This is a genomic window from Caballeronia sp. INDeC2 (assembly GCF_023631325.1).
Taxonomy (GTDB): Bacteria; Pseudomonadota; Gammaproteobacteria; order Burkholderiales; family Burkholderiaceae; genus Caballeronia.
Genome location: NZ_JALQDG010000042.1, coordinates 140640 through 154478, shown reverse-complemented (window position 1 = coordinate 154478; position 13839 = coordinate 140640). Strand labels below are relative to the sequence as shown.

General features: G+C 61.4%; 15 protein-coding genes. 7 read left to right on the top strand and 8 right to left on the bottom strand.

Annotation, left to right across the window (positions count from 1 at the left end; translation table 11 throughout):
• The first annotated feature begins 88 nt into the window (after positions 1-88).
• From NCS28_RS27920 to NCS28_RS27900, 5 genes are all read left to right on the top strand, one after another.
• Positions 89-982: a LysR family transcriptional regulator gene (locus tag NCS28_RS27920; RefSeq protein WP_250517017.1), complete on the top strand. Its 894-nt coding sequence runs from the start codon at positions 89-91 to the stop codon at positions 980-982.
• 80 nt (positions 983-1062) lie between these two features.
• Positions 1063-1263: a hypothetical protein gene (locus tag NCS28_RS27915; protein ID WP_250517016.1), complete on the top strand. Its 201-nt coding sequence runs from the start codon at positions 1063-1065 to the stop codon at positions 1261-1263.
• Positions 1264-1316: 53 nt separating this feature from the next.
• The gene (locus NCS28_RS27910) at positions 1317-2444 is read left to right on the top strand and encodes an L-dopachrome tautomerase-related protein (protein ID WP_250517015.1); all 1128 of its coding nucleotides are present in this window, start codon (positions 1317-1319) and stop codon (positions 2442-2444) included.
• A gap of 96 nt (positions 2445-2540) precedes the next feature.
• Positions 2541-2909 (top strand): ElaB/YgaM/YqjD family protein, encoded by a 369-nt coding sequence (locus tag NCS28_RS27905; protein ID WP_250517014.1) that lies wholly within the window; start codon positions 2541-2543, stop codon positions 2907-2909.
• 32 nt (positions 2910-2941) lie between these two features.
• On the top strand, positions 2942-3121 hold the full coding sequence (locus NCS28_RS27900; protein WP_250517013.1) for a DUF2934 domain-containing protein: 180 nt from the start codon (positions 2942-2944) through the stop codon (positions 3119-3121).
• Positions 3122-3140: 19 nt separating this feature from the next.
• On the opposite strand, the gene NCS28_RS27895 is transcribed toward NCS28_RS27900, so the two are convergent.
• The 3 genes from NCS28_RS27895 to NCS28_RS27885 form a co-directional block, all read right to left on the bottom strand.
• Positions 3141-3359, bottom strand: a complete 219-nt coding sequence (locus NCS28_RS27895; protein ID WP_250517012.1) for a hypothetical protein — start codon at positions 3357-3359, stop codon at positions 3141-3143.
• A gap of 270 nt (positions 3360-3629) precedes the next feature.
• Positions 3630-5672: a transketolase gene (gene tkt / locus NCS28_RS27890; RefSeq protein WP_250517011.1), complete on the bottom strand. Its 2043-nt coding sequence runs from the start codon at positions 5670-5672 to the stop codon at positions 3630-3632.
• A gap of 41 nt (positions 5673-5713) precedes the next feature.
• A complete protein-coding gene (locus NCS28_RS27885; protein ID WP_250517010.1) occupies positions 5714-5908 on the bottom strand; it encodes a hypothetical protein in 195 nt (64 codons plus the stop codon).
• A 351-nt stretch (positions 5909-6259) separates the two neighbouring features.
• On the opposite strand from NCS28_RS27885, the gene NCS28_RS27880 reads away from it, so the two are divergent.
• Both NCS28_RS27880 and NCS28_RS27875 read left to right on the top strand, forming a co-directional pair.
• Entirely contained in the window at positions 6260-7069 is an 810-nt protein-coding gene (locus NCS28_RS27880) for a transglutaminase-like domain-containing protein (protein WP_250517009.1), read from the top strand.
• 40 nt (positions 7070-7109) lie between these two features.
• Entirely contained in the window at positions 7110-8198 is a 1089-nt protein-coding gene (locus NCS28_RS27875) for a zinc-binding metallopeptidase family protein (protein ID WP_250517008.1), read from the top strand.
• A 10-nt stretch (positions 8199-8208) separates the two neighbouring features.
• Here the strand turns inward: NCS28_RS27875 and NCS28_RS27870 are convergent, their stop codons facing one another.
• The 5 genes from NCS28_RS27870 to NCS28_RS27850 form a co-directional block, all read right to left on the bottom strand.
• A complete protein-coding gene (locus NCS28_RS27870; RefSeq protein WP_250517007.1) occupies positions 8209-9228 on the bottom strand; it encodes a 2-dehydropantoate 2-reductase in 1020 nt (339 codons plus the stop codon).
• Positions 9229-9245: 17 nt separating this feature from the next.
• Positions 9246-10643: a Re/Si-specific NAD(P)(+) transhydrogenase subunit beta gene (pntB, locus tag NCS28_RS27865; protein ID WP_250517006.1), complete on the bottom strand. Its 1398-nt coding sequence runs from the start codon at positions 10641-10643 to the stop codon at positions 9246-9248.
• Positions 10644-10653: 10 nt separating this feature from the next.
• Complete coding sequence (locus NCS28_RS27860; RefSeq protein ID WP_250517005.1) at positions 10654-12213, bottom strand: Re/Si-specific NAD(P)(+) transhydrogenase subunit alpha; 1560 nt, start codon at positions 12211-12213, stop codon at positions 10654-10656.
• A gap of 35 nt (positions 12214-12248) precedes the next feature.
• A complete protein-coding gene (locus tag NCS28_RS27855; RefSeq protein ID WP_250517004.1) occupies positions 12249-13058 on the bottom strand; it encodes a fumarylacetoacetate hydrolase family protein in 810 nt (269 codons plus the stop codon).
• A gap of 269 nt (positions 13059-13327) precedes the next feature.
• Entirely contained in the window at positions 13328-13759 is a 432-nt protein-coding gene (locus tag NCS28_RS27850) for a PAS domain S-box protein (protein WP_250517003.1), read from the bottom strand.
• Positions 13760-13839 lie beyond the last annotated feature (80 nt).

The window sequence follows — 13839 nt, the reverse complement described above, 5'->3', positions numbered from 1 at the left end:
TCAGTGTACGGTTTCAAAACCATGAAAACCAATACATTCTGATAAGCTTGTTCCTGCCAGAAAGTTATGGCTTCGAACAGGTCCGATCATGCTCAAAGTGCGTCATCTGGAGTTCTTCCGCGCGGTCGTCAAAGCGGGCAGCGTGTCGGCGGCCGCGCGTCTGCTATATGTGTCGCAGCCCGCCGTCACCAAGACGCTGCGCATGCTGGAAGAGGAAATCGGCCTGACGCTCTTTCTGCGCGTGAAGGGGCGGCTCGTCTGCACGCCTGAAGCCGAGGCCATCTTGCCGGACATCGAACGCCTGTTCGGCAGCGTGCAGTCGATCGCGGAAACGGCGCGCGAAATCCAGCAAGGACAACGCGGCTCGATCCGCGTATCGACCGTGTCGATGCTCGCGACCACCATCGTCGCGCGCGCGGTCGGCGAGTTTCGCAAGACGCATCCGTATGTCGAATTCGATATTCGCGCGCTGCCCACGCGCCATGTCGTGGAATACGTGAATAACAATCAGGCGGACTTCGGCATTCTCGATGTCGCTGCGCCTTCGGGCACGCTGGAAGTCGAGGAATTCTGCAGCGCGGAGTTGCACTGCGTGATGCGCGCCGAACATCCGCTCGCCGCGCGCAAGAGCGTCACGCCGAAGATGCTCGACAAGGAAACGATCGCCACTTTCGGCGAAGACACGCTGACCGGCTGGCGTCTGCGAGAAGCGTTTCGCGCGCAAGGCAGGATGTTCACGAGCGCGTTCGTGTCGAACAGCACGCCTGTGCTGTGCGCGCTGGTGCGCGAGGCGAATGCGGTGGCGCTCGTCGATCCGTTCGCGCTGATGGGCCGCTCGTTTCCGGACCTGGCCGCGCGGCGCTTTTCGCCCGCCGTGCCGATGGAGCCGCGCTTTCTGTTCGCGCCGGGCCGGCCGCGCTCGGTGATCGTGAATCAGTTCGTCGCGCAACTAAAGACGACGGCGCATCAACTGGCGGTTTGACGGATCGTCCCGACGACGGTCTCGCGCAAGGTCGAACGGGACCGAGCGTTGCTGCTCTCGTTCTGCACGGGAGACCGATCATGTTCAGACTTCTTAGTTTCATCGCGTTGGCGGGTGTAGTCTCGGGATGCGTTTCCGCACCGCCGTATGGATACGGCGATCCGGCTTATGGGCCCGGTTATTACGCGCCGGGACCGAGCATCGGTGTGGGTGTGGGAGGCGGGAGCTTCGGTGGTGGCGTCGGAGGTGGAGTCGGCGTGGGGCTCGGCGTCGGATTTTGACGCTTACGGCACCGCGTTTGCTGGCATCGTGCATCGCCGCTTCGGAGCCGATCATGAGACCGCTCGTTCGCACCATCCTCGCCGTGAGCCTCGCCGCCTTGACGCACTCGGGCATCGCACAGGAAAGCGCCAGCCGGACCGAGAGACACGGCGACGGTGCCAGGCTCCAGCTCATCGCGACGTTCGAGCATCAAGTCACGGGCGTCACCGTGACGCCGGACGGCCGCACGTTCGTCAACTTTCCCCGCTGGACGGAAGATGCGCCCGTATCGGTCGCCGAACTCGGCAGCGCGGGCGATGTGCGGCCTTATCCCGATGTCGAGTGGAATAGCTGGCGCAATGCCCGTCGTGATGAAGTTTCGCCGCAGGATCATTGGGTCTGTGTGCAATCGGTCGTCGCGGACAAGCGCGGCAATCTCTGGGTGATCGATCCGGGTGCGCCGGCGCAATCGCTCGTCGTGCCGGGCGCGCCGAAGCTCGTGCAGATCGATCTGGCGTCGAACCGCGTCGCACACGTCTATTCGTTCGATGAAACCATCGCGCCGCAAGGCAGCTATCTCAATGATGTCCGCATCAGCCCGGACGGCCGGTTCGTCTACATAACCGACTCCGGTGTGCGCGGCGCGATCGTCGTGTTCGATACGACATCCGGCGCGGCGCGTCGCGTGCTCGACGGCGATCCGAGCACGCAGGCCGACAAGAGCGTGACAGTGAAGGTCGACGGCAAGCCGCTGCAGCAGACCGACGGCCGACGCGTGAGCTTCTCGGCGGACGGCATCGCGCTGACGCCAGATGGGCGCTATCTGTACTGGCAGGCGGTGAAGGGCAAGACGCTCTATCGCATCTCGGCCGACGCGCTGCAGAACACGCAACTCAGCGCGCAGCAGGTGTCGGCGCGTGTGGAAGCGGTCGGTATCGACGGTCCCGCGGACGGCCTCTGGTTCGACGAGCGCGGGCGGCTTTACGTGTCGTCGGTGGAGCATCACGCGATCCGCGTGCGCGATGGCGATCGCTTTTACACGCTCCTGCGCGATAAGCAACTCGTGTGGCCCGACACGTTCTCGCAAGGCGCGGACGGCACGCTATACGTCACCGATTCGCGGATCCCCGATATGAGCTGGTTCGATCCGCAAAGCCCGATTGCGCTGCCGACACGACTTTATGCGATCAGGGGGCGTTAGCAGAACGTCGGCGGCACGCCGATTGCGTTACTGAACATGTCTCTCTTTTAGCGATTTGCACCACACCGCAATTCACAATGCCCAATGGAGGCAAACATGGCTGACAACGATAACGCCCTGCAACCCGTCGACGCGCTCAAGACCGAAAAAGCCGGCAATGCCTACGAATTTCCGACGAGCGAAAGCGTCGCTGCATCGAACGGAGATAGTGATTCAGCCGCGAACGGCGGTGGTCACACTTTCCGTGACTCGTCGCGCTCGTGGGACGCGAGCAGCAATGCTTCGTCATCGGCGGATCTGCGTTCGATCGCCAGGAACAAGTTCTCCGACGTGCAGGATGCCATGACCCGGAAGTACAGAGTCGCCGCCGACACGACCGACGATTTCGTGCACGAGAATCCGTGGAAGGCCATCACGATGGCGGCGCTGGCCGGGTTGGTCGTCGGGATGCTTGCCTCGCGTTAGTACAACCGACTCGCTTCCTTGCCGAAGAAAAAATGACGAACATCGCAGGTATGAAAGAACACATTCGAGTGCTTGCTTATCGGCTTTGGAAAGAAGCGGGCAGCCCTGAAAACCGCTCGGGCGAATTCTGGGTCATGGCGCAGAAGCAGCTGGCAGGTGAAGCGGGCACGGGAAGCAACGTGGTGCCGCCCGGCGGGCAGGATTTGATTTAAAGTCCGGCACGCCCTTCGCCTAGCTGACGAACACAATGTCGTGAGCAATCGGGCTTCTGCAAGTGAAATACGCGATGCGCCCCATCCGCAATTGCAGCAGCACTTGCTCCAGCCCGTGGACTTCCCCGCCCTCTTTCCGCATGCCGACGACCGTCGCTCGGCATGCCTCGACCACATCGCGCTTGATGGCGACGACGCGCCGGATGGCACCTTGCCTGTCAGTGAAGTATCGATTCATTGGGCACACTCGCTTTATCCGGTCTCATCCTATCGCGGCGTACCTTAAGTGAATGTTATGAAGGATACGTTTAACGCGTGATGCTGCACAGTCCGCTTCGCTTGACCTTTTCTGAAAGGCGCGTCGGAACCGATCAGGTGCGCTTCCACACCATCAGTGGCGACATGCATTTCATCAAGACCGACCGAAGAAGAGTCCCGTGGACGGACGCGAGGGCGTAGGTATCTCGACGTTCGAGCGGGCGAAGGCTACCCGGTCTTGACAGGACCGTTATGCCTCTGCACGCAAGACTTCATGCGCCGCGCGAACGACCGCATCGGCGGTGATATCGAATTTGGCGTAGACGTCGTCGATCTTGCCGGACTCACCGAAGTCGTGCATCCCGACGAACTTGCCGTTGACACCGAGATATCGTTCCCATCCGAGCTCGACCGCAGCTTCCACCGCGACACGCGCCGGCGGACCCAGCACCGCATTCTTGTACGCTGCGTCCTGCTCTTCGAATAGCAACCGACAGGGCATCGACACGACCGCAGTCGGCACGCCAGCCTGTTGGAGCGCGTCGCGTGCCTCGACTGCCAGATGCAATTCGGAGCCCGTCGCCAGCAAGGTCATCTGACGAGGCCCGTTTTCCGCTTCGAGAAGCACATAAGCACCGCGTGCGGATTTATTCTCGGTGTCCGCTTCCCGACGCAGCAAAGGAACAGGCTGACGTGACAACGCGATCAGAGCGGCACGGCGTGGTTGTTCGAGAATCAACTCCCAACACTCGGCGGTTTCGACTGCATCCCCAGGCCGATACACCGCCAAATGAGGAATGGCCCTTAGCGCTGCGAGGTGCTCGACGGGCTGGTGCGTCGGCCCGTCTTCGCCAAGCCCGATGGAATCGTGCGTCATGACGAAGATCGTGCGAATCCGCATCATCGATGCGAGCCGGATCGCGGGCCGACAGTAATCTGAGAAACACAGGAACGTGCCGCCATAAGGAATGAGGCCGCCGTGAAGCGCAATGCCGTTCATCGCGGCTGCCATGCCGTGTTCGCGCACGCCGTAATGCACATATGACCCCGCGAAGCGGCCGGGCTCTATTGCAACCTGATTGGTCGCTTTCGTATTGTTGGACGGCGTGAGATCGGCGGACCCGCCGAGCATTTCCGGAATCGCATCGAACAAGTGATTCAGCACCGCGCCGCTGGCCTGACGCGTAGCCTGAGGTTTCGCGCCGTCGAGAAACTCCTGGCGGGCCGATGCGATGGCGCTCTTCCAATCCGCAGGCAGTTGACCATCGTTACGACGTTCGAATTCGAGACGCGATTCATCCGGCGCGCTCGCGACCCTTTGTTTCCACGCTTCGCGCGATTGCGCGCCCTTCGCTCCGATTTCACGCCACTCGTTCAGCAGCGGCTCCGGGATCACGAACGGCGGCGCGCTCCATCCGAGGATCTCTCGCGCACCGGCAATCTCCGCTTCGCCCGGCGCGTCGCTATGGGCCTTCTGCGTTCCCGCCTTGGTCGGAAAACCGAATCCGATGATCGTCTTGCACGCGATCATCGAGGGCTGGTCGGTCACGGAGCGTGCTGTGGTGATGGCTTCGCGAATCGCGTCGGTGTCGTGTCCATCGATTTCGAGCACATGCCAACCCGACGCGCGAAAGCGCTCGACTTCGTTATCCGACACTGAAAGACTGGTCGCGCCGTCGATGGAGATCGAATTGTTATCCCAGAAGGCAATCAGGCGGCCAAGCTTCAAGTGACCCGCGAGAGAAATCGCTTCCTGGCTGATGCCCTCCATGAGACAGCCATCACCCATGAAGACATACGTGAAGTGATCGATCAACTCATCGCCGAAAGTCGCGTTCATGATGCGCTCGCCGAGCGCCATGCCGACCGATTCCGCGATCCCCTGCCCCAACGGGCCGGTCGTCAGTTCGATGCCGTCGGCATGCCGATATTCCGGGTGACCCGGCGTCTTGCTCCCCACTTGCCGAAAGCGCTTCAGCTCGTCGACCGGCATGTCTTGATAGCCCGTGAGGTATAGCAGGCTATAAAGCAGCATCGAGCCATGCCCGTTGGACAGAATGAACCGGTCACGATCGATCCAATGCGGATCGGCCGCGTCGAATCGCAGGAAGTCCTTGAAGAGCACCGTCGCGATGTCGGCCATGCCCATCGGCGCGCCGGGATGGCCGCTCTTTGCTTGCTGAACCGCGTCCATAGAGAGGAAGCGGATGCAGTTGGCCAACTCGCGCAGATGCGGATCGCGCGGATCGGGAACACCTTTGCGGGCAACGTTAGGGGCGGCGGCGTCGGTCATTTCGCAATTCCTCGAGTTGTCATTCGACTGTATGTATCGAACTAATCGCTTTCCTCGTCCAGATTTTTGCTCGATGAGTTCGAGCCTTCGGTATCCGGCTTTTCGGATGTGTCTTTCCCGTCATTCGTCTTCGTCACGCCGAGATCTTCCAACGTTTCGTCGATCTTGTCACTGTCGCCGTTATCGAGGTTTTCGTGAACTTCGTCGTCGGTGATCGATGTCTTGCTGGCGTTCATATGTCCTCCATTGCGATCAAGGCGAGTATTCGCCTGCACCGATGAATAGCGCAGGGGGTATGCCCGCCGTCCATTTCGTAGCGCGGGATGCGTTGAAAGGCGGCTCTAGCTCGCACTATCGGTGTGCGCAGTGGAATCGTCGGCGAGCGTCGAGAGTCGTTTGCGCCCGTAAGGAGCGTCTGGAAGGTGAATGCTGCCTGTATATCGACACATGTGCTGGCGTTGTTGTTTTCAGCGCTAGATGAACGTCTCGGGACTCTACATTGCTTTTTAAATCTCAGCGCACGCTCGACGACTCCGCTTTTATAACGTCGGGCGAATAGACGCGCTTCATCCTTTGGATCCTCCTCCATGAAGCTTCGTGTCGGTTTCCAGTTGACCTATTCCTGCACTCAGGCCACGCCTGCGGTGCTGATGCTCAACACGCATCCATCCATGTCGGACAAGGTCGTCGTCGCCGATCGCATTTCGTTCGACCCGCCAGTGGCCTTCACGCATTACTACGACGGCTTCGGCAATCTGTGCACGCGCATCGTGACGCCTTCCGAAGGCGCTTTGAGGGTCTCCACCGAAGGCGTGCTGGAGGTGCCGGATACGCCGGAAAGTTATCCTGCCGAAGATGGCCGTCTTCCGGTCGAAGAGCTTCCCGACGACTGTCTGCAGTTCTTGCTCGGAAGCCGATACTGCGAAACCGATCTGCTCTCGGACGTTGCATGGCAAATGTTCGGCGGGCTTCCGCAAGGACGTGCGCAAGTGCTCGCCATCTGCGATTACGTGCACGCTCATATCAAGTTCGACTACAAGACCGCACGGTCCACCCGCACGGCCGCCGAAGCGCATGAAGAAGGCATCGGCGTATGCCGCGATTACGCGCAACTGGCGGTCGCGCTGTGCCGTGCCCTGAACATTCCAGCGCGATATTGCACCGGCTATATCAGCGACGTGAATCTTCCTCCGCCCTATGCGGACCAGGACTTCTGCGCGTGGTTCGAAGCCTATCTCGGCGGGACATGGCAGACCTTCGATCCCCGCAACAACGCCCCGCGCACCGGCCGCGTGCTCATGGCCCGCGGCCGCGACGCGACGGACGTGCCTATCAGCATGACGTTCGGAAATGCCGCGCTGGTCGGATTCAAGGTGATTTGCGAGCCATGCGAATGATCCCCGCATCGACTCTCGAAACGCCCAGAATTCGTCGCGTATGAAAGCGTTTCACTGTACCGACTGCGGACATCTCATCTTCTTCGAAAACGTTCAATGCGAACGCTGCGGCTCGATGCTCGGTTTCATTCCGGAAACAGGCGAAATGAGCGCATTCGTGAAGCGGAAGGGCCCCGTGTGGGAGGCAAAGCCCGCGGTCGGGAACGAACGCTACAAGCCCTGTCACAACTATTCGGTCGAGAAGGTCTGCAACTGGATGGTACCGGCCGATTCCCACGATGCCTTTTGCCATTCCTGCCGCCTGACCGCCGTGATTCCGAATCTGAAAGCGCCGCGCAGGCGCTATTACTGGTCGCGGATGGAAGCGGCCAAACGGCGGCTGCTATATACGCTCGCGGTGCTGGGATTGCGCGTCGACACGCGCAAGGAACATCCGGATACGGGCCTCGAATTTGAGTTTCTCGAGAGCAGGCGCGACAAGAAAATCCTGTCCGGCCATCACAGCGGCCTGATAACGATGAATATCGCCGAAGCGGACGATGTACGCCGGGAACGCGTGCGCATCGCGATGCGCGAACCTTATCGGACCTTGCTCGGCCACTTCAGACATGAAATCGGTCATTACTATTTCGACCGTCTTATCGTCGGCGCGCGGCGGACCGGCGCTTTTCGGGCTTTGTTCGGCGATGACCGCGCAAGCTATAGCGAGGCGCTTGCGCGGCATTATCGCAACGGCCCGATAGCCGATTGGGCAACCAATCACGTCAGCGCCTATGCGACGATGCATCCTTGGGAAGACTGGGCCGAGACGTGGGCGCACTATCTTCATATCGTCGATACGACCGGCACCGCGCGCGCGTGCGGCATCAACATCGCGCAAGTGAATCGCAAAGGGCCGACATTCGCCGCGCAAGCGCTGCCTCATTCGCCGAGCTTCGATCTATTGATGAAGCAATGGACGATGCTGACCTATGCAATGAACAGCCTGAACCGAAGCATGGGTATGCCCGATCCGTATCCGTTCACGCTCGCGCCCGGCGCCGTGAAGAAGCTAAGGTTCATCCATCGGCTCATCGAGGCGCAGGGCATCGATCACGAGCATGATCGCATCGAAGCCATATCGCCCTGAGAAAGCACTTTTATGAAGCCGTTTCGACTACCGGCGCCGATCTTTCGGTTGGCCGCGGTGCGTGCTCCGCAACCTGCCCTCGCAGCTTGATGAGCGCCAGCACAGTGTCGATAGTCGGTGTCGGCTGCCCGACGAGACGCCCCATTTCCTGCACCACCGTGAGCAGCGGATCGATCTCCATCGGCCGGTTCGCCTCCAGATCCTGAAGCATCGATGTCTTGTGCGCGCCGACTGCGCCCGCACCGTCGATACGCCTTTCGACATCGACCCGAAAATGCACGCCGAAGCGGTCGGCGATTGCTTTGGCCTCGAGCATCATCGCCTTGGATACGGCCCGCGTGGCCGGGTTGCTCGTGATGACGTCGAGCGTTGCATGAGTCAGTGCGCTGATCGGATTGAAGCAGAGATTGCCCCACAGCTTCAGCCAGATTTCATCGCGGATCTGCTCGCGGATGGGCGCATCCAGCCCCGCCGCGCTCATGAGTTCGTGCAACTTCTGAACGCGATCGCTGCGCTCCCCATTCGGTTCGCCGATGGGGAATTTCTTCCCATACACATGACGGATGACGCCGGGCGCCACGACTTCCGCCGCCGGATACACGACACACCCGATCGCGCGCTCCGGCCCGAGCGCGCTCCATTGCTTGGCACCTGGATCGACGCTATCGAGCGTGGTGCCTTCCAGTTCTCCCCCATGCTTGTAAAAGTACCAATACGGAATCCCGTTGACCGCCGTAACGATCGCCGTGTCCGGCCCGAGCAAAGTTCGAATCTCGTCGACGACACCCGGCACGGAATGCGCCTTTAACGCCACGATCACGTAATCCTGTTGCCCTAGCTCGCGCGGATTCGATGTGCATCGAACCTTGACGACACGTTCCTCGCCGTCGATTTGCAAGCGCACGCCGTGCTCGCGCATCGCGGCGAGATGCGGGCCACGCGCAACGAAGCTCACGTCACCGCCGGCAGACGCTAACTGCGCACCGAGATATGCGCCGATTGCTCCGGCGCCATAGACACAAATCTTCATGGTCACTCCTGTCCCGTTCACGCGCCAAGATGATTGAGCAACGCATCGACACTGCCTTTCGCATCGCCGAACAGCATCCGCGTGTTTTCCTTATAGAAAAGAGGGTTGTCGACACCCGCATAGCCCGCCGCCATGCTCCGTTTGGACACGACCACGGTGCGCGCCTTCCACACTTCGAGCACCGGCATGCCCGCAATCGGACTGCCAGGATCCTCGAGTGCGCCCGGATTCACGATGTCGTTCGCGCCGATCACGAGCACCACATCCGTGTTGGAAAAGTCTTCGTTGATCTCGTCCATTTCGAGCACGATGTCATACGGCACCTTCGCCTCCGCCAACAGGACGTTCATGTGCCCCGGCAAACGGCCCGCCACCGGATGAATGCCGAAGCGCACGTTCACGCCCTTGCTGCGCAGGTTTTTCGTGATCTCGCTGATCGCTGCCTGAGCTTGCGCGACCGCCATGCCGTAGCCCGGCACGATGACGACTTCCGATGCATCGCGCAGCAGCGAGACGACTTCATCCACGGTGACGGGCGCGACTTCACCTTCTATCGCCTGCGCGGCGGTCGACGTCGCCGTACCGAACCCGCCGAGAATCACCGAGAGAAATTTGCGGTTCATCGCGCGGCACATGATGTAGCTCAGAATCGCCCCGCTCGATCCGACCAGCGCGCCGGTCACGATCAACAGATCGTTGCTGAGCATGAACCCGGTCGCGGCGGCCGCCCAGCCCGAATAGCTGTTCAACATCGACACGACCACCGGCATGTCCGCGCCGCCGATCGCCATCACGAGGTGCACGCCGATCAGCGCGGCGATCGCGGTCATCGTGAGCAGCGAGCTGATGCCGACATCCGCATCGGGCGCGGTGACGAACACATAGCCGAGCGCGAGACACGCGAACACGCCGACGAGATTCAGCGTGTGCCGCATCGGCAGCAACAGCGGCTTGCCTCCGACGATGCCCTGCAACTTCAGGAACGCGGCGATGGATCCGGTGAACGTCACCGCGCCGATGAACACGCCGAGATAGATCTCGACATCGTGGACCGATTGCGCCACGCCGCCGGACTCCGCACTAGACCCCGGCGACAGATAGCTCGCAATGGCGACCAGCACCGCCGCGAGACCCACGAAGCTATGCAACGCCGCGACGAGCTGCGGCATCTGTGTCATCTCGACGCGCCGCGCGAGCACCGCGCCGCCCGCGATGCCGACTGCCATCAGCACGGCGACTACCGGCAACGCAGCGCCGCCATTGAGCCACAGCGTCGTCACGATTGCGATGGCCATGCCGGCGACGCCGTAGAGGTTGCCGCGCCGCGCCGTCGATGGATGACTGAGCCCGCGCAGGCTCAAAATAAACAGCACGCTCGCCACCAGATAGGCGATGCTTCCGATTCCGTTTTGCATGTCGATCTCCTTAGCGCTGGAACATGTTCAACATGCGTTGAGTGACCAGAAAGCCACCGGCGATATTGATCGTCGCGATCAGTATCGCGAGGCCCGCGAGTATCGCGACGAGGCTATTCGGCGTGCCGACCTGCAACAGCGCGCCCGTCACGATGATGCCGCTGACCGCATTCGTCACGCTCATCAGCGGCGTGTGCAATGCGGGCGTCACGTTCCACACGACCTGATAGCCGACGAAGATCGCGAGCACGAACACGGTGAAGTGCGCGACGAACGCAGGCGGCGCAACGGCGCCCAGCGCAGCAAGCAACGCAGCGGCAATTACGAGCCCGGCCACGCCGCTCCATCCCGCGCGGCGCTTCTGTTCGACCGTCACGGCAACGGTCGTTGCAGGCTTCGCGGCAGCGGCCGGGGAAACCGCAGGCTGAGGCCGCTTCGGCATCGGCCATCTCACCTGTCCGCGCAGCACCACGGTCACGCCGCCGATTACTTCGTCGTCCGTATCGATGACGATCTCGCCGTTCTTTTGCGGCGTCAGATCGGTCAGAAGATGCCGCAGATTCGTGCCGTACAACTGACTCGATTGCGTCGGCATCCGCGACGGCAGATCCGTATAACCGACGATCGTCACGCCCTCCACGCGCGCCGCCTCGCCCGGCTGCGTCAGTTCGCAGTTGCCGCCCTGCTCCGCGGCCATATCGACGATGACGCTGCCCTGGCGCATGCTGCGCACCATCTCTGCGGTGATCAGTTTGGGCGCGGGCTTGCCCGGAATCAGCGCGGTCGTCACGATGATGTCGACCTCCTTCGCCTGTGCGGCGAACAGCGCCATTTCCGCGGCGATGAATTCCGCGCTCATCTCTTTCGCGTATCCGCCGCTGCCGCTTCCATCTTCCACATAGTCGAGTTCGAGAAACTCCGCGCCCATGCTCTCGACCTGCTGCCGCACTTCGGGACGCGTATCGAAGGCCCGGACGATCGCGCCGAGACTGCGCGCCGCGCCGATGGCCGCCAGTCCCGCCACGCCCGCGCCGATCACCATTACTTTCGCCGGGGCGATCTTGCCTGCCGCGGTGATCTGTCCCATGAAGCCACGGCCAAACTGATGCGCCGCTTCGATGACCGCGCGATAGCCCGCCATGTTGGCCATCGAGCTCAATGCATCGAGCTTTTGCGCGCGCGAGATGCGCGGCACGCAATCCATCGCGAGCACAGTGACGTTGCGTGCGGCGAGGCGCGTCAACAGCGCTTCGTTCTGCGCCGGCCAGATGAAACTGATCAGCGTCGATCCTTCGCGCAACCACACGACTTCATCGGCTGCGGGTTCGATGCAAGGCGCACGCACCTTCACGACGATATCCGCGCCCGCATAGAGCGCCCGTGCATCCTGCGCGAGATGCGCGCCCGCGGCGCGATAGGCATCGTCGGCGAATGCGGCACGCTCTCCCGCGCCCGTCTCGACGGTGACTTCGAAACCGAGCTTCAGCAGATGTCCAACTACCTCCGGCGTCAGCGAGACGCGACGTTCCCCGGGATAGCGCTCCCGTGGCACTGCAATCATCATAGGCATGACTGTATTCCCAATCGACGGTTTGAATTCTTGAGTCAACGCGCTTCGGCCGTCGCGAGCACTTCGGATACGCGGTTCGTCAATGTGCCGATGCCTTCGATCGAGACCTCGACCGTCGCGCCATCGCGCATCGAACCCACGCCCAGCGAAGTGCCGCACGCGATCACGTCGCCTGGCAGCAAGGTCATGTCGCGGGAAATGCGGCTTACCTGTTCGAGCGGTGAGAACGCCATGTCGGCGAGCGGATAGTTTTGCCGTTCGACGCCGTCGAGCGTGGTCACGACATGTGCGCTTTCCCAATCGAACATGGTCGCGATAGCGGGGCCGACGCAGCCGAACGTGTCATAGCCTTTCGCGCGACACCATTGCGGGAAGTTCGCGTCCTCGAACAGCAGATCGGCCGCGGTCACATCGTTCACGCAGGTGTAGCCGAACACGTAGTCGGCGGCCTCTTCTACGCGTACATTGCTGCACCGTTTTCCGATCACGATCCCGAGTTCGCCTTCGTAGACGATCTTGCCGTCGTATCCTTCAGGACGCCGGATCGTATCGCCGGGTCCGGCAAGCGACGTCGAAGGTTTGATCAGAAAGAGCGGATGCTTCGGCAACGGCTTGCCGAGCTTCGCGGAGAGTGCATGAAAGTTATTCCATAACGCGACGATCCGGCCCGGCACGCACGGACTCGTCAGCGTGATGTCTTCGAGGTCGAATGTCCGCCCTGTCCGGTGCGGCGCGGCGAACATGTCGCCTTCGTATTCGACCACGCGCCCGTCGTCGAGCAAGCCGAAAGGAGCGCGGCCATCATCGTCGGCCTTCGCGTGCGTATAGCGGATCCACAAGCTCATAATATTTTTCCCGATGTCGCAAAACCTTTCGCGCTGATGCGTCGATGTCATCTGCACGCACGCAGCCGCCTGCGCCTCGCGCGCGGCGCGAAGCCGGCGCGAGGTCCGAATATGGGTCGATGTCTGGTCGGTCAGCCGCGAATGCGGGCATCGGGGCGGCCGGTGGGATGGGTGGCCGCCGCCTCCTTCGGCTCGCGTCAGCGCGTTTTGGTGCGCGGACGCGAGCTATTGTCTCTTTGGGTACTTTTTGTTCTGTGAATCGATAATCTTCAAACGGAAGCTTGTGCCTCCAGTTCGGCGATGCGCTTGCGCAACGCGCGATCTTCCTGGAACCGCGCCGTTTCATCGCGGATTATCGCGACGATGCCCGTCACTTCGCCTTGCGGCGAGCGCAGCAGCGCGACCGTGAACGCAATCGACATCGCGCGCCCGGCTTTATCGACGGCGGGCACCTTGAGCAGATCGTGCCCGTAACGCGTCTCGCCGGTCGCCATCGTCTTTTGATAACCGTCCCAGTGACGGCCGCGCAGACGTTCCGGAATGATCAAGTCCAACGACTGACCCAGCGCTTCGCTTTGGGTGAAGCCGAACATGTGTTCCGCCGCCGGATTCCATAACGTGATCGCTCCGTTCGCATCCGAAATGATCACGGCATCGCCAATCGCATTGACGAGCTGTTCGTAGTCGATCGTTTGAGTCATCGTGTCATCCGGATCGTGGGGTATTTCTCGAGGGGCGCTGCCGTTCTTCCGCCTTGACTTTTCTCGCACCGACGCCACGA